This is a genomic window from Bacillus sp. FSL M8-0063 (assembly GCF_038005545.1).
Taxonomy (GTDB): domain Bacteria; phylum Bacillota; class Bacilli; order Bacillales; family Bacillaceae_G; genus Bacillus_A; species Bacillus_A wiedmannii.
In genome coordinates this window covers 207,501-226,930 of the sequence record NZ_JBBOTJ010000001.1, presented here as the reverse complement: position 1 = coordinate 226,930, position 19,430 = coordinate 207,501, and the positions used below count along the sequence as shown (strand labels likewise).

The 19,430-nt window shown below is 36.3% G+C and carries 12 protein-coding genes, 16 tRNA genes and 2 rRNA genes (1 of these 30 only partly in view); 1 reads left to right on the top strand and 29 read right to left on the bottom strand.

Annotated elements, in window-relative coordinates:
* Positions 1–20: 20 nt before the first annotated feature.
* The 12 genes from MKX31_RS01115 to MKX31_RS01060 all read right to left on the bottom strand — a co-directional run bounded on the left by MKX31_RS01115 (position 21) and on the right by MKX31_RS01060 (position 15,457).
* Positions 21–2,861: a leucine-rich repeat domain-containing protein gene (locus MKX31_RS01115; RefSeq protein ID WP_340979742.1), complete on the bottom strand. Its 2,841-nt coding sequence runs from the start codon at positions 2,859–2,861 to the stop codon at positions 21–23.
* 109 nt (positions 2,862–2,970) lie between these two features.
* Positions 2,971–4,146, bottom strand: a complete 1,176-nt coding sequence (yhbH, locus tag MKX31_RS01110; protein ID WP_064477157.1) for a sporulation protein YhbH — start codon at positions 4,144–4,146, stop codon at positions 2,971–2,973.
* A 446-nt stretch (positions 4,147–4,592) separates the two neighbouring features.
* Entirely contained in the window at positions 4,593–6,488 is a 1,896-nt protein-coding gene (locus MKX31_RS01105) for a PrkA family serine protein kinase (RefSeq protein WP_000353275.1), read from the bottom strand.
* Between the two features lie 392 nt (positions 6,489–6,880).
* On the bottom strand, positions 6,881–8,950 hold the full coding sequence (locus MKX31_RS01100) for a sensor domain-containing protein (RefSeq protein WP_098103511.1): 2,070 nt from the start codon (positions 8,948–8,950) through the stop codon (positions 6,881–6,883).
* A 127-nt stretch (positions 8,951–9,077) separates the two neighbouring features.
* On the bottom strand, positions 9,078–9,566 hold the full coding sequence (gene trmL, locus MKX31_RS01095; protein WP_000538149.1) for a tRNA (uridine(34)/cytosine(34)/5-carboxymethylaminomethyluridine(34)-2'-O)-methyltransferase TrmL: 489 nt from the start codon (positions 9,564–9,566) through the stop codon (positions 9,078–9,080).
* A 58-nt stretch (positions 9,567–9,624) separates the two neighbouring features.
* Positions 9,625–10,512, bottom strand: a complete 888-nt coding sequence (locus tag MKX31_RS01090) for an amidase domain-containing protein (protein ID WP_064477159.1) — start codon at positions 10,510–10,512, stop codon at positions 9,625–9,627.
* 44 nt (positions 10,513–10,556) lie between these two features.
* On the bottom strand, positions 10,557–11,699 hold the full coding sequence (gene queG, locus MKX31_RS01085) for a tRNA epoxyqueuosine(34) reductase QueG (protein ID WP_064477160.1): 1,143 nt from the start codon (positions 11,697–11,699) through the stop codon (positions 10,557–10,559).
* A gap of 199 nt (positions 11,700–11,898) precedes the next feature.
* Positions 11,899–11,972, bottom strand: a tRNA-Gly gene (locus MKX31_RS01080).
* Positions 11,973–12,086: 114 nt separating this feature from the next.
* Positions 12,087–12,737 carry a DsbA family protein gene (locus tag MKX31_RS01075; RefSeq protein ID WP_064477161.1) on the bottom strand — a complete coding sequence of 217 codons (651 nt, stop codon included), beginning with the start codon at positions 12,735–12,737 and terminating at the stop codon, positions 12,087–12,089.
* 188 nt (positions 12,738–12,925) lie between these two features.
* A complete protein-coding gene (locus tag MKX31_RS01070) occupies positions 12,926–13,702 on the bottom strand; it encodes a transglycosylase domain-containing protein (protein ID WP_000664702.1) in 777 nt (258 codons plus the stop codon).
* A 427-nt stretch (positions 13,703–14,129) separates the two neighbouring features.
* A complete protein-coding gene (locus MKX31_RS01065) occupies positions 14,130–14,591 on the bottom strand; it encodes an NUDIX hydrolase (protein WP_064477162.1) in 462 nt (153 codons plus the stop codon).
* Between the two features lie 146 nt (positions 14,592–14,737).
* Positions 14,738–15,457, bottom strand: coding sequence for a YebC/PmpR family DNA-binding transcriptional regulator (locus MKX31_RS01060; protein ID WP_000532975.1), 720 nt, complete (start codon positions 15,455–15,457; stop codon positions 14,738–14,740).
* Positions 15,458–15,805: 348 nt separating this feature from the next.
* On the opposite strand from MKX31_RS01060, the gene MKX31_RS01055 reads away from it, so the two are divergent.
* The gene (locus tag MKX31_RS01055) at positions 15,806–16,126 is read left to right on the top strand and encodes a DUF3884 family protein (RefSeq protein WP_064477163.1); all 321 of its coding nucleotides are present in this window, start codon (positions 15,806–15,808) and stop codon (positions 16,124–16,126) included.
* Between the two features lie 212 nt (positions 16,127–16,338).
* Here MKX31_RS01055 and MKX31_RS01050 read toward each other — a convergent pair.
* From MKX31_RS01050 to MKX31_RS00970, 17 genes are all read right to left on the bottom strand, one after another.
* Positions 16,339–16,420 (bottom strand) — tRNA-Leu (locus MKX31_RS01050).
* Between the two features lie 9 nt (positions 16,421–16,429).
* Positions 16,430–16,500: transfer RNA gene (locus MKX31_RS01045), tRNA-Cys, on the bottom strand.
* A gap of 14 nt (positions 16,501–16,514) precedes the next feature.
* A tRNA-Gly gene (locus tag MKX31_RS01040) sits at positions 16,515–16,589 on the bottom strand.
* 5 nt (positions 16,590–16,594) lie between these two features.
* Positions 16,595–16,669: transfer RNA gene (locus MKX31_RS01035), tRNA-Gln, on the bottom strand.
* A gap of 63 nt (positions 16,670–16,732) precedes the next feature.
* Positions 16,733–16,808, bottom strand: a tRNA-His gene (locus tag MKX31_RS01030).
* Positions 16,809–16,827: 19 nt separating this feature from the next.
* Positions 16,828–16,901: transfer RNA gene (locus MKX31_RS01025), tRNA-Trp, on the bottom strand.
* 7 nt (positions 16,902–16,908) lie between these two features.
* A tRNA-Tyr gene (locus tag MKX31_RS01020) sits at positions 16,909–16,992 on the bottom strand.
* A gap of 10 nt (positions 16,993–17,002) precedes the next feature.
* A tRNA-Thr gene (locus MKX31_RS01015) sits at positions 17,003–17,078 on the bottom strand.
* Positions 17,079–17,096: 18 nt separating this feature from the next.
* Positions 17,097–17,172, bottom strand: a tRNA-Phe gene (locus tag MKX31_RS01010).
* Between the two features lie 9 nt (positions 17,173–17,181).
* A tRNA-Asp gene (locus tag MKX31_RS01005) sits at positions 17,182–17,256 on the bottom strand.
* A gap of 3 nt (positions 17,257–17,259) precedes the next feature.
* Positions 17,260–17,336: transfer RNA gene (locus MKX31_RS01000), tRNA-Met, on the bottom strand.
* Between the two features lie 24 nt (positions 17,337–17,360).
* A tRNA-Val gene (locus tag MKX31_RS00995) sits at positions 17,361–17,436 on the bottom strand.
* A 5-nt stretch (positions 17,437–17,441) separates the two neighbouring features.
* Positions 17,442–17,516 (bottom strand) — tRNA-Glu (locus MKX31_RS00990).
* Between the two features lie 17 nt (positions 17,517–17,533).
* Positions 17,534–17,625: transfer RNA gene (locus MKX31_RS00985), tRNA-Ser, on the bottom strand.
* A gap of 2 nt (positions 17,626–17,627) precedes the next feature.
* Positions 17,628–17,702: transfer RNA gene (locus MKX31_RS00980), tRNA-Asn, on the bottom strand.
* An 8-nt stretch (positions 17,703–17,710) separates the two neighbouring features.
* A 5S ribosomal RNA gene (rrf, locus tag MKX31_RS00975) occupies positions 17,711–17,826 on the bottom strand.
* Between the two features lie 100 nt (positions 17,827–17,926).
* Positions 17,927–19,430, bottom strand: a 23S ribosomal RNA gene (locus MKX31_RS00970); it runs 1,413 nt beyond the window's last position.

The following is a 19,430-nucleotide window of genomic DNA, read 5'->3' as shown; positions in this document are numbered from 1 at the left end:
ATAATAAGATTAAACGTTATTTATTTCTTAAATAATCTCTTTCTAAATACGAACATACTTAGGGTGGAAAGAACAAGTGTTATTCCAGAAAGTAAAGTCGATGTGCTAGCTTCACCGCCTGTTGATGGTAAAGATTTCTTGCCTTCCTCTGACTTATTAGTATGTTGTTTATTTAATGTGTCTGCTTTTCTTCCCTCTTTTTCAACAACTTGATTATTCTCTTTTGGCTCTTGATCCAATCCTGTTGCTGATTCTTTTACTTCTTCAACTTCTTTCGTTGGCTCTTTTACTTCTTCTTTTGTTTCTTCAACTTCTTTTACCGGCTCTTTCACTTCTTCTTTTGTTTCTTCAACTTCTTTTACCGGTTCTTTCACTTCTTCTTTTGTTTCTTCAACTTCTTTTACCGGTTCTTTCACTTCTTCTTTTGTTTCTTCAACTTCTTTTGTTGGTTCTTTTACTTCTTCTTTCGCTTCTTCAACTTCTTTCGTTGGTTCTTTTACTTCTTCTTTCGCTTCTTCAACTTCTTTCGTTGGTTCTTTTACTTCTTCTTTCGGTATTAATTTTTCTACTATATTCTGCATGACAATGCCACTATATAATATGCCAGTCTCATAATGATCTGCATCTAAATCAAATTCATATATTTTTTCTCCTAAAGTATTCCAAATGATTCCCTCATCAGTAAGCGTTCCACCTTCACTCTTTAGTGTAATCTTTTCAATTGGCTCTCCTTCTAAATTATATACAGGAATTGTCACTTCTTTATTTATTTCTGCAGCATCCAAAATGACCTTTTGCCTTCTAACATCAATTGTTCCCCACTGACCTAATTGTATTAACGGCCTTACATCACGAATCTCATTTTCAGCTAATTTTAAACTAAGTAAGTCTAACATTGAGCCAAGAACCGTTACATCTTTAATACGATTATCTGTAAGATTTAACCATTGTAAATTTTTCAATGAAGATAACGGTGTTACATCTTCAATTTGATTATGAGATACATTTACATCGTTCAATTGTTTCAAGTTTGAGATGAACTCAATATTTTTCAGGCCTACTCCTTCTAAAGTGAGGTTTTCTAAGTTCGTCATGTACTCTAAACCGGTTATATCTTTTATCTCTTTTTCTTTTTCTTTAAGTATCTCTAATTTTTTAATCTGTAATAAATCTTCTTTTGTGATAGGAGTGTTTAAATTCTCTCTACCTAAATTCTCTTTATTAATATGTTGTTGTAAAGTTTTATCAAGAATCAAATTTTCACTTTCTTTTTGTTTTTCAACTATATTCTGTACGACCATCCCATTAAACCTTATTTTACTTTCAGCAGGATTCGTATCTAGTTTAAATTCATATATTTTTTCTCCAGGACTATTCCATTTTATAAATCCGTTACTCAGCGTAGCCCCTTCATTTTTCAATTTAATATTTTGAAGTGGCTCTCCTTTAAAATTGTATACTGGAATTTTTATTTCTTCATCTACGCTTGCTTCATCTAAAAAGATTTTTTGTCTTTGAATATCTATTGAAGTTCGCTTACCCAATTCCTCAACAGACTTTATGTCAGAAATTTCATTCGCTCCAAGATTTACCTCATGTAAATTTGTTAAATTACTCAGTGGCGATATATCAGAGATATAATTCTCTTCTAAATTCAATACTTGTATTTTTACTAATTTAGATAATGATGATATATCTTTTATTTCACTATCAGCAATTTCTAGTTCAATAAGATTACTCATTTTACTAATAGGCTCAACATCACTAATTTTATTATTTCCTATCCATAGTAGTTTCACATTCTTTAACTTCTCAATACCCGAAAGATTACTAATTTGATTATTTGCTAAGTATACTTCTTCTAACGATAACACTGTAAATAATGGTGTAAGATCCTTTATATTATTACCAATTAAATCTAATATTTTAATCTTTTTCATTTGGCTTAACGGTGTAAGATCTGCAATTTTGTTATCTCTTAAAAAGAGCATGTCAAGATTCTCTAGCTTAGAAACGGGTTGAATACTTTCAATTGGATTAGAGGATAAATCTAAATATTTCAAATGTCTCAATCCCGAGATAACAGATATGTCTGTTACATTAGACTCTCTTAATGTCAACTTCTCTAAGTTTGTCATATATTCTAAACCAGCTATTTCATTTATCCCCTCACCTGAGTATATGGATAATATTTTAATTTGTAATAAATCTTCCTTCGTTATAGGTTCATTTATATTTTTTCTCTCTAAATTATATTTATTAATATGCTGTTGTAATTTCTTATCAACTATTACATTTGCATTTTCATCTTGTTGATCCACTTTATCCTCTTTATTTTCTTTTTGCTTTTCTGGAACATTATTTTCTAAATTTAAAGCATTTACTTCAAACTGCACTTGATATTTATTATCATAGGCCATTGTCGGAATATAAATATGCATTTGCATATTATATCTTTTTCCTAATTCTCCTACTTCAAACTGAATCACTTTCGTTCCATTTTTCTTTTTATCTTCTGATATTACTTTTACATCATGAAACACACCAGGAGTATGAATATCTTCTGTTTTCAAGTATTTGAAGAAATCACTATCACTTAACGTTGCCGTTACAATTTTCTTTCCATTCTCAATCGTTAATTTAGGATTCTTTATATAAACAGTTGCCATAGACTCCTCATTCGTTTTATCTTTATATGCTTTCATAACAGCATCATATGTACCATCTTCTAAAGCATATCCCTTTTTATTAGCCTCAATTGCTACCGCTGCTAAAGCAGGTGTTGAATACGCAGCAAACGGTAGCGCTAAAGCTGCCGCCACTAACATCGCATTTATATGTTTTCTTTTATTTTTTTTCAACTTTACATCTCCTCCGAAATATATAAATCTAAATGTAATCATATCTCGAATAAATGATAATGATTTTCATTATCATTGTCAACAAAAAAATAACCCCTTTTTAAGGGGGTTATGCCATTTTTTCTCCGGATTCTTCTTTAAAAAAGCTCTTCATCGCATGGAATACGTCTGCTTTTTGCTTTAAAATATAATATCTAAAATTCTCATCTTTAATATTTTTATAGGCTGACATGAGGGTACTATGGCGGTTGTACTGGTTCACTTCCCCATATCCAAACATATTACACTTCTTCATTAACTCTTCAACAAGTTTTACACATCTAGCATTATCTGATGTTAAATTATCACCGTCTGAAAAATGGAATGGATAAATATTATAGCGGTCTGGTGAGTATTTATTATCAATTAGCTCGAGTGCTTTTTTGTATACAGAAGAACAGATCGTTCCGCCACTTTCTCCTTTTGAGAAAAACTCTTCCTCTGTAACGACTTTCGCCTCCGTATGATGAGCAATAAACTCAATATCTACCGTTTCATACTTCGTTCGTAGAAATCTTGTCATCCAGAAAAAGAAGCTACGTGCCATATATTTCTCCCATATTCCCATCGATCCACTCGTATCCATCATCGCTAATACAACAGCTTTTGAATCTGGCTTTAATACTTCATTCCAAGTACGGAACTTTAAATCTTCTTGGTGAATCGGATGAAAAGAGGCTTTACCACGCATCGCATTTCGTTTATATGCGGATATCATCGTTCGTTTCTTATCGATATTTCCCCATAATCCAGTCTTTCTAATGTCATTAAATTCAACATGTTCAATCCGGTTTTCATCTATTTCTTTTCTCTTTAAATTAGGCAGCTCTAATTCTTTGAAAAACGCTTGCTCTAATTCTAGAATAGAGACTTCAGCTTCATAATAATCTTCTCCAGCCGTATCCCCTGCTCCTTGCCCTTTTCCTGGTCCTTTTTGCTTTTGACCACCTGATCCATCTCTCGCAACGACATCACCAACTTTGCTGTCACCATTTCCTTGCCCAACGTGTTTGTTTTTATCATAATTGTACCTAATCTTATATTCATCTAAAGAACGAATCGGTATTTTTACAACATCCTTACCATTAGACATAACTATGCTTTCTTCTGTTACAAGATCGGGTAAATTATTCTTAATTGCCTCTTGTACTTTTTCTTGATGGCGTTGTTGGTCGTCATATCCTTTGCGATGGAGGGACCAGTTTTCCTGTGAAATCGTATAATTTGGTTGGTTTTCTTCACCCATTTCTTTCCCTCCTTACTGTAATTGTCTTCCCCTATGAACAGTAAGCTAGAAATTTTGTTTTATACTGTGCAAGCTAGAATGAAAGATAACTGCCCATCGAAATTCATCCCATAAACATATATAACGTTTTTCATATAATACTCCGAGCATCCTAAACAAAATTTTGCCACTCACATACTAGAAAGAAATATTCAGCCGTTGATAAGAAAGAAACACAATGCATAGTTGCACACATTTACACTTTGCAACATATTGTATTGTGTTGGCTTTTTTCGTATGAATGGTTGGTTACTCTATCATATGCATATTGTAAAAATAATTGACAATAAATTCATGAAATTGCATCTTAATTTATTACATTTGGACAAGGTATGACACTTTACACATATAAATGGATAATAAAACGCTGTCCCGCAAAATACAAGAGACAGCGTTTTGTTATCAAACTATCGGTTTAGCAGACTACCTACATAGCGTAATAATTCATTCGCAGATGAGGAATTATAGCCGTGCTCATCAATTAAGCGTGCAACAACATCATTGATTTTCTTAAGCTGATTTTCGTCTGGCGTTTTCGTTGATGTTGTAATTTTCACTATATCTTTTAAATCAGCAAATAGTTTTTTCTGAATCGCTTCACGAAGACGCTCATGTGAATTATAATCAAAGCGTTTTCCTTTACGCGCATAAGCAGAAATGCGAATTAAAATTTCTTCACGGAATGCTTTCTTAGCATTTTCTGAAATTCCAATTTGCTCTTCAATTGAGCGCATTAGCTTTTCATCTGGACTCATTTCTTCACCTGTTAATGGATCACGTAATTTCGATTTATTGCAATATGCTTCAACGTTATCTAAGTAATTATCCATAAGTGTCTTCGCTGATTCTTCATATGAATACACGAATGCTTTTTGTACTTCTTTCTTCGCAATTTCATCATATTCTTTTCTCGCTAATGAGATGAAATTCATATAACGCTCTCGATCTTCATTACTAATTGACGGATGCTGATCCAACCCGTCTTTGAGCGATCTAAGTACATCTAATGCGTTAATAGATGGTACCTCTTTTCGAATAATTGTAGAGGAAATTCGATTAATAACATAACGAGGATCAATACCTCTCATACCTTCATCTTGATATTCACGTTGCAGCTCCTCTACATCAATCGCATTATAACCTTCTACCGTTTCTCCATCATATAAACGCATCTTTTTAATTAAATCAATATCCGGACGCTTCGGATCTTTTAAACGCGTTAAAATCGTAAACATTGCTGCAACGCGAAGTGTGTGCGGTGCAATATGCACATTGGATACATCACTTTCACGAATCATTTTTTCATAAATATGTTCTTCTTCACTAACTCGTAAATTGTATGGAACTGGCATTACAATAATTCTTGAGTGCAATGCTTCATTTTTCTTGTTTGCTATGAAGGAACGATACTCCGTTTCATTCGTATGCGCTACAATTAATTCATCTGCTGAAATAAGCGCAAATCTTCCCGCTTTGAAATTCCCTTCTTGCGTAAGCGATAATAAATGCCATAAAAACTTCTCGTCGCATTTTAGCATCTCTTGGAATTCCATCATCCCACGGTTTGCCTTATTCAATTCTCCATCGAAGCGATACGCTCGTGGATCTGATTCTGAACCATATTCTGCGATTGTTGAAAAGTCCAGACTACCTGTTAAATCGGCGATATCTTGTGATTTAGGATCAGACGGGCTAAATGTACCAATCCCTGTACGGCGATCTTCCGAGAAGAAAATACGCTCTACAACTACATCCTCAATTCTTGAACCATATTCTTGCTCTAGACGCATTACGTTTAGTGGCGATAAATTCCCTTCAATTCTAACTCCATACTCACCAAAGAAATCATCCCGTAAATGATGCGGAATTAAATGAAGTGGATCTTCATGCATTGGGCAGCCTTTAATTGCAAAAATTGCTCCTCGATCTGTTCGTGAATATGTTTCTAATCCTCGTTTCAACATCGTAACTAATGTTGATTTCCCTCCACTAACAGGACCCATTAATAATAAAATACGTTTTCTAACATCTAATCGTTTTGCAGATGGATGAAAATATTCCTCCACAAGACGTTCTAAAGCATCCTCTAATCCAAATAGCTGATTACTAAAGAAGTTATACTTTCTTCTACCATCTACTTCTTCGATTCCAGCATCTTTTATCATATTGTAAATGCGAGAGTGTGCTGTTTGAGCCACCCATGGTCTTTCCTTCACAAGCTCCAAATACTCCGCAAACGTACCTTCCCATTGTAACCGTTCTTCTGCTGCTCGATGCTGTTCAATCTTTTTTAGAATATCCATTATAGCTCCTCCCCCATCTCCTTGTTCAATCGGATTATTATAAAAGGTATGCTAGGATGTCCTTAAACATTCTTTAAATCAAAATGAAATATACAGTATTGCTATAAAATTCTCTCCAAAATTCAAAGAAAATTCTGTATAATATAGGTATTAAAGTTTTTACACCTCTATTCATTTTAAATAAATTCTTTTCTTCCAAGAACCTTACATACATTTTGATTCATATTTAAGATTCGTAAACTGAAAAATAGGAGGGATATTAGTATGAAATTATTATTAATTTTAGGTGTATCACTCACATTTCTTACAGCTATTTTCACATCTGGTTACAATGATAAACCCGGTACACATAAAAAGTGATGTGCTTCTTAGCACATCACTTTTTTTATCAATCATTTATAATACACATTTTCCACATCATATTTTGATAAAGGTCGGCTATAATAATAACCTTGCACAAACTTCACATTCTTTTCCTTCAAAAATTGTATTTGTTCCGCTTTTTCTACACCTTCTGCAATTACATTCAATTCCAAAGTATGAGCCAAATGAATAATTGCAGCTGTAATATTCGTATCACGTTCATCCACATGTATACCTTCCATAAAAGAACGATCGATTTTCAACGTATCAATTGGATACGTTTTTAAATAACTTAAAGATGAATATCCCGTCCCAAAATCATCTAAATGAATCTTTAAATTTTGTTCTTTTAATTGTAGCAATACTCTTTTTGATATGTCTTTATGCATAAGGGCCCCTTCTGTAACCTCTATCGCTAATAGATGAGCTGGTACATTGTACTTATGTAAAGCCCGTGTAATCATCTCTATTAATGTAATCGAGCGAAAGTGCCTGGCTGAAATATTAACTGCAATCGGGACAACTTCATATCCTTTATTTAACCATTCACTTATTTGCCGACACACTTCATTTACTACCCATTCATCAAGCTTAATAATAAATCCTGTTCTTTCTGCTAGCGGAATAAATTGATTGGGAGAGACAAATCCCAATTCTTTATTCTCCCACCTTATTAAAGCTTCCATACTCGCTATTTTTTTCGTTTCAATATTCATTTGTGGCTGATAATACAAGCAGAATTCATTTTTTTCTATAGCCCGATGCAATTGGTTTTCTATTATAAATCTTTGTTCACGCTCACAATCTAATCCACTGCAATAAAACTGATAATGCCCTTTTCCTTTTTCTTTTGCTTTTTCCAAAGCAGCATCAACTCTTTGGAATAATATTTTTTCATCCTCTCCATCTGTTGGAGCCATTACAATTCCGATTGACGCACTTAAATAGACGTCCTCTTCTTCGATTACAAAATGTTCACTAATCTTTTTTAGTATTCTTTTTGCAACTATCTCTACACGTTCTTTCGTTATATTTTCTATTAACATAACAAATTGATCATCGTGTTCTCTAAATAAGTGCATACCGTCTATTTGAAAACTGCTTAAACATTCTGTAACTTTTTGTAATACTTTATCTCCTTCTTTATGACCAAAAGTATCATTAATAAGGTGAAATTCATCTAAATCTATAAAAACAAGCGCAAACTCTGTATTATCATTAAAAAAAACATTTAACTTATTTGCACATGAAATTCTATTCATTAATCCCGTTAATTGGTCATAATAAGCTAAATATTCTGTTCGCATTTCATTCAATACTTGTCTTGTAACATCCCTCGTAACAATATATACCCCAACAATTTCGGCGTTCACAATAATCGGAATAGTTCTCAAAGAAATATAGAGCTCGTACCCTTCTTTATGAACATATTTCTTTGAAACAATTTGTTTTGCCCTTCCTTGCAGGGCTCCTTTAAATATAATTTGAAAATCTTTTTCATATTCTTTATTAATAAATTCAAAAATAAATTTATTATGTAATTCTTCATATCGATATCCAAATATTTCATACGTTGCTGGATTTGCATATGTAATTCTACCTATAGAATCCATAGATATAATGGAGTCATTATTATATTCTAATAACGACTTAAACAACATTTGTTTTTCCTCTATCTCTGCCTTTTCCTCAATCTGAGCTGTGATATCCCTCGTAATACAAATAATAAACTGACATACTCCTTCTTCGTCGAATACAGGATTAAGTGAAGATTCATAATGTAACTCACCCTTTGGTAAACTAACTACATCACAAAAGGTATGTGCTTTCGCTTCGCTCGCTACTTTTGCATATTGCACTTGTAATATTTCCGCCGTATCTTCTGATAATACTTCAGCAAACGTTTTTCCATAACATTCTTCGCTTAGCTTCGCATAATCCATACCTATCTTATTTACATAAATATATTTAAAGGTTTCCTCATCCATAACTTTCACAATAAATACTAAATCTTGAATAGCATGTAATAGTCCTCTTCTTATTAAATCCATATCTATCATACTTAAAAAGGTATTTTGATTATTATATTGTTCCTTCATATTTATCTCAACCCGTCTAATCTATTTTTATTCATATATCCCATTCTATATGAATATGTACCCTTTTTTAAATGTATGATTACATATTATTTTTATTTTTAGAAAAAAAGTCGCCATATGGCGACTTTTAATAAACAATTTCTAAATCTAATCCCGGATAATTTTGTTGACGGAATGCTTCATAAATTAAAATAGCTGCTGTATTAGATAAATTTAATGAGCGCACTTTATCAGTCATTGGAATACGTAAACAATGATCGAAATTTTCTTCGATTACATTAGCTGGTAAGCCGTTTGTTTCTCTTCCAAATACAAAATAGTAATCCTTCTCACGTTTGCTATAATCAAACGCTGTATGAGCTTTCTCGCCATACTTTGTTAAATAGAAGAATTCACCGTCTTTATTTTTCTCATAAAATTCTTCAATTGAATCATAATACGTAACTTTCACGTGCTGCCAATAATCTAATCCTGCACGCTTTAACATTTTATCATCCGTTGAAAATCCAAGCGGTCTAATCAAATGTAATTCTGTTCCAGTTGCTGCACAAGTACGAGCAATATTCCCTGTATTTGCTGGAATTTCTGGTTGATATAAAACAACATGTACTCCCACGCGATATTCACCTCTGTTTTTTGTCTACTACGTATTATACCACTTGAGCGAAAAATCTCTACCCATTAATAATGTGAAAGAATTTATATTTCATTTGTGGTGTATATTTACTAGAATCTTCATAGTTCCAATAACGCCGACGGCTATTTGCTGAATGTGCATTCACAAGTGGCATACCATCTGCGTCTTTGGCTACTACAATCGTCGTATGATTCCACCTACCATCATCCTCGAAATCATAAGCAATGACATCACCAAGAATAAGGTCCTCTGGTCTTTCTACTGCTTCTGCTCGAAGCCCAGTTGTAGCACCTGACAAATACCAATAAAAAGAGTGTGCGACAGCCCAGCTCCAACTCCACTGATTCTCCCTTTGCCACCATCCTTTACGAATATTAGGATATCCATTCATTGGTACTTCTCCAGTATGAAGACATTGAGAAATAAAATTCGTACAATTATCAGGGAAATTACGATATACAGGATTTCGATCATCCCACCAACGCTCTGCATATTTAACTGCCTCTAAACGGTTGTACTGATAGGAACCGTACTTCTCTTTTGTAACTTCCCTTTCTAACGTCTCACTCATTCCAACTGCTTCTGGCACTTCAATAGCATAATCACCTATTACCCGGCTATTATTTAAACAAACTCTTCGTTTTAGTTGTTCCTCTTCGATATAAAATAATTCTTTATGCTTAATTAAATATTTAAAATGTATTTGATAATCAATTTCTTGATGATTGCTATTATTTAATTGTCTCATGAAAGAAACATCCGCAGTTGCTTTCACTATCTCTGCATTACGCTTTTGAAACAATTGTTTCTTTCTCTGTGCTACTTGTAATAAATCTTCAGCAATACCATCTACATTTGTTCGTTTCTCTGTTACATATGCTAAAAATTGTTGTACTTGCTTTTCAATATTTATTTTTACAACCATTTCGTCTCCCTCCCATATTACAATATGAAAAAGGGAGATATTATCTACTCTTTTTTCTGAGCTAACAATTCAAGGCCGCGATTCATTTCATGAAGAACCTCTTCATCTTTCTCACGTTGCATCGCTTTTTCAATAGCTTCGCCCACGCCATCTCCACCAATTTTCCCAAGTGCCCATGCTGCTGTTCCGCGAAGTACCGGTCTTGGATCGTCTTTCATAACACCAATTAAATCAGGAATTGCTGATGCCTCTTTAAAATGCGCAAGTGCCAAAATTGCATTTCGTTGCAACGGCTTTTTACCTCTCCATGAACCAGACATAATTCCATATTTCTCTTTAAAATCACGATTACTAATTGTTAAAAGTGGTGTTAATAAGGGCTTAACTAACTCAGGATCTGGTTCCATCTCAGGGTGGTTATGAAAATCCATTCCTTTATTTTTCGGACAAACAGTCTGACACGTATCACATCCATAAATACGATTACCTATTTTTTCGCGATATTCTTCCGGTAGGAACCCTTTCGTCTGTGTTAAAAATGCAATACATTTCTTCGAGTCTAACTGTCCTCCTTGTATTAAAGCACCTGTAGGACAAATATCAATACATTTTGTACAACTTCCACATTGATCTTCTATTGGCTGGTCTGGTGGGAACGGAACGTTTGTAATGATTTCTCCTAAATATACATACGAACCAAATTCAGGTGTAATAATAGCGCAATTCTTACCGCTCCATCCAATGCCGGCACGCTCCGAAACAGCTCGATCACTTAATTCACCCGTATCAACCATTGACTTAACTTCTATCTCGGGAAGTTTTTCGATTAAGTATGCTTCTAATTTTTGCAAACGATCTCGTAAAACAAGATGATAATCTTGTCCCCAAGAGGCACGACAAAAAATCCCCCGGCGTTCTCCACGCTTACTTAATGGTGCATTTTTTAATTTTGAAGGATACGCTAATGCAATCGCAATAATTGATTTTGCACCAGGTAGTAGAAGCTGTGGGTTCGTTCTTTTTTCTATATCAGACTCTTCAAATCCCGATTGATAATTTAATTGTTGTTGCTGGATTAACCTCTGCTTTAATTCCTCAAATGGTGAAGCACTAGCAAAGCCTATTTTATCTATACCAATTGTTTTACTATACGCAATGACATCTTGCTTTAATTGTTCAAAATCCATTCTTAATCGCCTCCTCAGATGAATCCATCTCTTATGTAACGACTATATTGGTTAGCAATTCACTTTTGGAATACTATTCTTTACTTTTATTTTCGCATACAATTATGCTTTTCAAACATTAAAAAACGCAATGCCTCGTTTATCTTAGAAACGAAACACTGCGTTGATAACAATTTATAGAAAAACATTTAATAAAATTTGGAGCGGGTGAAGAGAATCGAACTCTCGACCAGAGCTTGGAAGGCTCTTGTTTTACCACTAAACTACACCCGCAAATATGAAATAAATATAAGATATTAGAATAACTTATGTAAGGTAGTATAGCATGTAAAAAAAACGGAAGCAAGAATTTTATCGAAAAAAGTCGAAAAAGTGATGAGTAGCTCATCACTTTTTCAATTCTTTATCAATCGCCTTCTTCATACTATCGAAATCAGGGTTTGCAAGATTTCCGTTTATGTATACTGAAGGAGCACCTTGAACTTTTAATTTTTGAGCACGATCTGAATCTTTACGTACTTTTTCTTTTATTTCTTTACTGTGTAAATCTTTCTTAAATTGTTCTACATCAACTTTCGGAAGCTTCTCTTTCACAATGTTAAGAAGTAATTCTTCTGTAATCCATTCTTCCGTATCTTTCTTTTGACTTTGATAAATCTCATCATAGAAAGTCCAGAATGAATCTTGATCTTGTTTATAAATTGCCTCACCAGCTGCTGCGCCTAAATCAGAGTCTTTTCCGATGAACGGGAAGTTAATAAAATATAACTGCACTTTACCTTTATCAATATACTCTTCTTTTAATCGTGGTAATACTGTTACATCCCAAGTACGACACGCAGGACATTTGAAGTCTCCAAATTCAACTACCTTAACTGGTGCATCATCTTTCCCTAAAGATTGTTGTGTGGAATAAGCAAACATCTCATTCCCTTTATCTTTTTTGTCATTTATGATGCTATACGCAATTGTTCCGATTACAATCAATACTGCGATAGAAAAAACTACACCAAGAGCCATGAGTTTATTTGATTTCATATACATTCCTCTTTAAATTCATATTCTGTATACAGCATTGTACACACTACACATAATATCAACACTTATATACGTCACGCAATGAACACGCTCACATAAATTACAAAAATACAATAATTGTGACGATATTGTGTCACAATTTGTCACAATTTATTCAAAAAAAAGAAGCTCCTATGTAGGAACTTCACTTAGCTTACTGCTTTTTCACGTGCATTATTTAACATCGACTGCTCTGTTTTTATATCATGACGAATTACTAATTTCTCACTAACTGCTTGCACATACTCATCATGATTGATATAGCCTTCCTTCTCCATCAATCTCAAAACGACATTTCGTCTCTCTACGGCCTTATCATAATTTTGTGCAGGTGAGTAATAAGCAGGTGCTTTTACTACAGCAGCCATCATTGCACTTTCAGCCAGCGTTAATTGGTCCACCTTTTTACCGAAGTAAAGGTTTGCCGCTTTTTCAATTCCCCATGCTCCTTCTCCGTAATAAATATTACTTACATACAATTTTAAAATTTCATCCTTCGTAAATGTACGTTCAATTTTTTTCGTATAGAAAATCTCTTTCCACTTACGAGAAAATGTACGTTCATTCGTTAAAAAAGCATTTTTGGATAACTGCTGTGTAATTGTGCTTCCGCCTTGCACAACACCACCAGCCTTTATATTCTCAACAGACGCTCTGACAATCGCTATATAATCTAAACCGTTATGATGATAAAACCTTTTATCTTCTGTCGCAATAAATGCATGTGTTAATGATTCGGGCACCTCTAACTTAGCCGGTACATGTAATTTACTAATATCACTTTGCTCGATCATTACATTTCCAACGAATAATAATGTACAACTTAACAATAATAATAAAATAATGGCTTTATAAAAGAATTTAGTCATTGGATTTAATGCAACTTTTTGATGATAGTTCACCCTAGATAATACTCGTTCTTTCATCTTGAACACCTCTTTTCCACACAGCATATAACTCTTACTTTAAGAATACCTTGTTGTAAAAAAACATCCCATCGATTTCTCTTACACATACCTTACATCATTGTAAGGTATAAAAAAGTATTGTATCACAGTCTTTTTTTATCTACTATTCATCTGAAATATTGAATATAGATTATGCTAAACCAATAGCAGAGTATACCTTAAGCCTATACTCTCCTATTAAAACACCCTATTTTCATTATATCATCTACAAATATATATATTTGTAAGTATCTAGTAATCTAAATGTATACAATATATCATACATTATACAGAACAAACGTTCTAAAAATCAACACTAGCACTATTATTATTTTGACCTTTTTCTTAAACAGTATACAAAAAAGAGTAGTGATTTGATTGTATCTCAAACCGGCTACTCTTTTCTTTACAATCTACCTATTAAATTATACGGCTGCACTTCCCACGTTTCGTACGGAATACAATGTGTTGCTCTCATCGCATCAAGCGTTCTGGATTTCATATGAGGACGCGTTATATACTCATCTATGTTCTCTTCATTTAAAGCAACAAATTTAGCCTCTTGTATTTCTTCAGGTTGAATTTTTATTTCACCGCTCACATATGCCACTTTAAAAACAACAGCCAAAATATGCATAGAGGCATTATAATAAACCCCTGTAATTCCAATAGGCTTCACCGTTAAACCCGTTTCCTCAAACATTTCCCTACAAACTGCTTGATCGAGCGCTTCTCCTTCTTCCACCTGTCCTCCTGGCAACTCCCACGTATCCGATCGCCAATGTACTTTAGCTAATAACACTTCATCTTTTTCATTTGTTAAATAACCTGCTACAGCAACAATATGCTTTGGTGTTTTATGTTCCATATTAAACCTCCTAGAAATAATGATTATTTCATATATCCCTATAAGCATATTCCCTGTCTACAACAAAATACCTTTACTAATTCATCAACTTAATTAACTTCATAAAAAAAGCCCCTATCCGTTAAACGGGCAGGGCTTCTATCGTATTATTCTCCTAAGTCTACGTTGTGGTAAACTTGTTGCACATCTTCTAAATCTTCTAATGCATCAACCATTTTTTCAAATTGTACTTGAGCATCTTCAGGAAGTTCTACATCACTTTGTGCAAGCATTGTTAATTCTGCAACTGTGAATTCTTCAACACCAGCATCTTTAAGTGCAGATTGTACGGAATGGAATTGATCAGGTTCAGCATACACGATAACAGAATCTTCTTCTTCTAGAATGTCACGTGCATCAACATCTGCTTCCATTAAAATTTCAAGAACTTCATCTGATGTTTTACCTTCAAGACCGATAACAGCTGTCGCATCAAACATGTAAGCTACAGAACCGTTTACACCCATGTTACCACTGTTTTTGCTGAATGCAGCTCGTACATCTGCTGCAGTACGGTTTACGTTATTTGTAAGTGTATCTACAATTACCATAGATCCGTTTGGTCCGAATCCTTCATAACGAAGCTCGTCATAATTTTCTTCTGAACCGCCTTTTGCCTTTTCAACTGCACGATCAATAATTGTTCTTGGTACGTTGTATGTTTTCGCACGTTCTAATACAACTCTAAGCGCTTGGTTTGATTCTGGATCTGGCTCGCCTTGTTTTGCTGCCACATAAATCTCACGTCCAAATTTCGCGTATATACGGCTTGTATTTGCATCTTTTGATGCTTTTTTTTCTTTAATATTATTCCATTTACGACCCATACTTTCCACTCTCTTTCCCGTTTTAAATCTACATAAAAATATTAATATAAAATATAACGTGTATTCAACACATTTTTAAAAGAAATATAAAAAGTTCATTTTTGATTCATATTACAGACATAATATAAATTACTATCATTTTGTTCTATCCGCAAGTTATATTATACATGAATTCCTACGTTTATTACGAATTTTAGAATCAGGTAACATAATTTAACAAAAAAGACTCTAACATTTCTGTTAGAGTCTTTTTACATCACCGATTCCCATAATATTTCCTTAATTACTTTCTATTGCTGTATAATTAAAATAGGAAAAAATTTGAAGAAAACATAGGGGAGAGTAATTATGACACATTCAAATGAGAAAAAAGCACATGGTCTTAAAGGGATAGGAGAAAAGCTAAACCCAACTATCTATCAAGTGAGATTCATGAAATTAGATGAACCAATTCAATTTGAATCATTTCCTGAATTAAAGGAATTAGGAGATTGGTTGAGTACTTCAACGCACATGTGGGCGTGCCACTCAACTATGTACAAGTACAACAAAGAAGAGTTTAAAAAGAGGTTTTTAGAAATTACAAACTTAACCGTTGATAATGTACTAATATCTACTGGTGCTGTCGGATTTAACTTCATGTCACCCGGGTGGAGAAATTCTCTCTAGAGTGCTCGAAGGGAATATTGTATATACAATATTTTGCTGGAGTTTTATAGAATATCACAATTAAAAGGATAAAAATGAATGTTTGTTTTTATCCTTTTAATGTTTCGCAGTCTACTCACCGTACACTTTTTGTACTTATTTTGTCATATAATGAAAAGAAAATACAAAAAAACTCTATACTAATTGTATAGAGTTTTTTTCGCCGTTCATGATACCGATGGTCGGGGTCGAACCGACACTCCCGAAGGAACACGATTTTGAGTCGTGCGCGTCTGCCAATTCCGCCACATCGGCACAAAAGAAAGGCGGCAACCGGATTTGAACCGGTGGTAAAGGTTTTGCAGACCTCTGCCTTACCACTTGGCTATGCCGCCATGTTAAATTTTATTGGAGCGGAAGACGGGATTCGAACCCGCGACCCCAACCTTGGCAAGGTTGTATTCTACCACTGAACTACTTCCGCAAAAATGGCTGGGCTAGCTGGATTCGAACCAGCGCATGACGGAGTCAAAGTCCGTTGCCTTACCGCTTGGCTATAGCCCATCGAATTCTTACTTAATTATATGTAAGTATCAATTAAATTATTTGTAATTTTAAAAATAAAAATGGGGCGACTGATGGGAATCGAACCCACGAATGCCGGAGCCACAATCCGGTGCGTTAACCACTTCGCCACAACCGCCATGTTGTGTAAATATATTTGGCAGGGGCAGTAGGAATCGAACCCACACTGGAGGTTTTGGAGACCTCAGTTCTACCTTTAAACTATGCCCCTATGTAAATGGTGGAGGGGGGCAGATTCGAACTGCCGAACCCGAAGGAGCGGATTTACAGTCCGCCGCGTTTAGCCACTTCGCTACCCCTCCGAAACTTACATGGTGCCGGCTAGAGGACTTGAACCCCCAACCTACTGATTACAAGTCAGTTGCTCTACCAATTGAGCTAAGCCGGCGTATATTATTAAGATAAATGGTGGCTCGGGACGGAATCGAACCGCCGACACGAGGATTTTCAGTCCTCTGCTCTACCGACTGAGCTACCGAGCCTTATTAAAATGGCGGTCCCGACCAGGTCGAACCGGCGATCTCCTGCGTGACAGGCAGGCATGTTAACCACTACACCACGGGACCATTTGGTTGCGGGGACAGGATTTGAACCTGCGACCTTCGGGTTATGAGCCCGACGAGCTACCGTGCTGCTCCACCCCGCGATAATACTATTCATATAATTTATATGGTGGAGGATGACGGGATCGAACCGCCGACCCCCTGCTTGTAAGGCAGGTGCTCTCCCAGCTGAGCTAATCCTCCAAAAGTGGTGACCCGTACGGGATTCGAACCCGTGTTACCGCCGTGAAAGGGCGGTGTCTTAACCACTTGACCAACGGGCCAAATATTATAAATCCTATGGCGGAGAGCAAGGGATTCGAACCCTTGATACGCTTGTGACGTATACACGATTTCCAATCGTGCTCCTTCGGCCAACTCGGACAGCTCTCCAATGGCTCCGCAGGTAGGAATCGAACCTACGACCGATCGGTTAACAGCCGATAGCTCTACCGCTGAGCTACTGCGGAATAATATTGCCTGGCAACGTCCTACTCTCACAGGGACAAGGTCCCAACTACCATCGGCGCTAGAGAGCTTAACTTCCGTGTTCGGTATGGGAACGGGTGTGACCTCTCTGCCATCATTACCAGACATTATTCTTTTGAGACAATCATTATTATAACTTATTTTCTTTAAAAGTCAACAAGTTTTTTATGTTCTCTCAAAACTAGATAACATTGCTACATATTATATGGTTAAGTCCTCGATCTATTAGTATTCGTCAGCTCCACATGTCACCATGCTTCCACCTCGAACCTATCAACCTGATCATCTTTCAGGGATCTTACTAGCTTACGCTATGGGAAATCTCATCTTGAGGGGGGCTTCATGCTTAGATGCTTTCAGCACTTATCCCTTCCGCACATAGCTACCCAGCTATGCCCTTGGCAGAACAACTGGTACACCAGCGGTGCGTCCATCCCGGTCCTCTCGTACTAAGGACAGCTCCTCTCAAATTTCCTACGCCCACGACGGATAGGGACCGAACTGTCTCACGACGTTCTGAACCCAGCTCGCGTACCGCTTTAATGGGCGAACAGCCCAACCCTTGGGACCGACTACAGCCCCAGGATGCGATGAGCCGACATCGAGGTGCCAAACCTCCCCGTCGATGTGGACTCTTGGGGGAGATAAGCCTGTTATCCCGGGGTAGCTTTTATCCGTTGAGCGATGGCCCTTCCATGCGGAACCACCGGATCACTAAGCCCGACTTTCGTCCCTGCTCGACTTGTAGGTCTCGCAGTCAAGCTCCCTTATGCCTTTGCACTCTACGAATGATTTCCAACCATTCTGAGGGAACCTTTGGGCGCCTCCGTTACACTTTAGGAGGCGACCGCCCCAGTCAAACTGCCCACCTGACACTGTCTCCTGGTCGATAAGACCCGTAGGTTAGAATTTCAATACATTCAGGGCGGTATCCCACCAGCGCCTCCACCGAAGCTAGCGCTCCGGTTTCAATGGCTCCCGCCTATCCTGTACAAAATGTACCAAAATTCAATATCAGGCTACAGTAAAGCTCCACGGGGTCTTTCCGTCCTGTCGCGGGTAACCTGCATCTTCACAGGTACTATAATTTCACCGAGTCTCTGGTTGAGACAGTGCCCAAATCGTTACACCTTTCGTGCGGGTCGGAACTTACCCGACAAGGAATTTCGCTACCTTAGGACCGTTATAGTTACGGCCGCCGTTTACTGGGGCTTCAGTTCAGAGCTTCGCTTACGCTAACCCCTCTCCTTAACCTTCCAGCACCGGGCAGGTGTCAGCCCCTATACTTCGCCTTACGGCTTCGCAGAGACCTGTGTTTTTGCTAAACAGTCGCTTGGGCCTATTCACTGCGGCTTTCCGTTAAGAAAGCACCCCTTCTCCCGAAGTTACGGGGTCATTTTGCCGAGTTCCTTAACCAGAGTTCTCTCGCACACCTTAGGATTCTCTCCTCGCCTACCTGTGTCGGTTTGCGGTACAGGCACCTTTTATCTCGCTAGAAGCTTTTCTTGGCAGCGGGGAATCAAAGACTTCGCTCCATAAGGAGCTTCCCCATCACAGCTCAGCCTTCACGATAAGCGGATTTGCCTACTTATCAGCCTAACTGCTTGGACGTGCACAACCAATCGCACGCTTCTTCTATCCTTCTGCGTCCCTCCATTGCTCAAACGATAAAGAGGTGGTACAGGAATATCAACCTGTTGTCCATCGCC

Bases quoted from the DNA above. Each gene is read 5' to 3' on its own strand.
- queG (WP_064477160.1), bottom strand. From the start codon at position 11,699: ATGGATTTTGAACAATTAAAGCAAGATGTCATTGCGTATAGTAAAACA.
- MKX31_RS01070 (WP_000664702.1), bottom strand. From the start codon at position 13,702: ATGAAAGAACGAGTATTATCTAGGGTGAACTATCATCAAAAAGTTGCA.
- MKX31_RS01100 (WP_098103511.1), bottom strand. From the start codon at position 8,950: ATGAAGGAACAATATAATAATCAAAATACCTTTTTAAGTATGATAGAT.
- yhbH (WP_064477157.1), bottom strand. From the start codon at position 4,146: ATGGGTGAAGAAAACCAACCAAATTATACGATTTCACAGGAAAACTGG.
- MKX31_RS01090 (WP_064477159.1), bottom strand. From the start codon at position 10,512: ATGGTTGTAAAAATAAATATTGAAAAGCAAGTACAACAATTTTTAGCA.
- MKX31_RS01060 (WP_000532975.1), bottom strand. From the start codon at position 15,457: ATGGGTCGTAAATGGAATAATATTAAAGAAAAAAAAGCATCAAAAGAT.
- MKX31_RS01075 (WP_064477161.1), bottom strand. From the start codon at position 12,737: ATGAAATCAAATAAACTCATGGCTCTTGGTGTAGTTTTTTCTATCGCA.
- MKX31_RS01105 (WP_000353275.1), bottom strand. From the start codon at position 6,488: ATGGATATTCTAAAAAAGATTGAACAGCATCGAGCAGCAGAAGAACGG.
- MKX31_RS01065 (WP_064477162.1), bottom strand. From the start codon at position 14,591: ATGGAACATAAAACACCAAAGCATATTGTTGCTGTAGCAGGTTATTTA.
- MKX31_RS01055 (WP_064477163.1), top strand. From the start codon at position 15,806: ATGACACATTCAAATGAGAAAAAAGCACATGGTCTTAAAGGGATAGGA.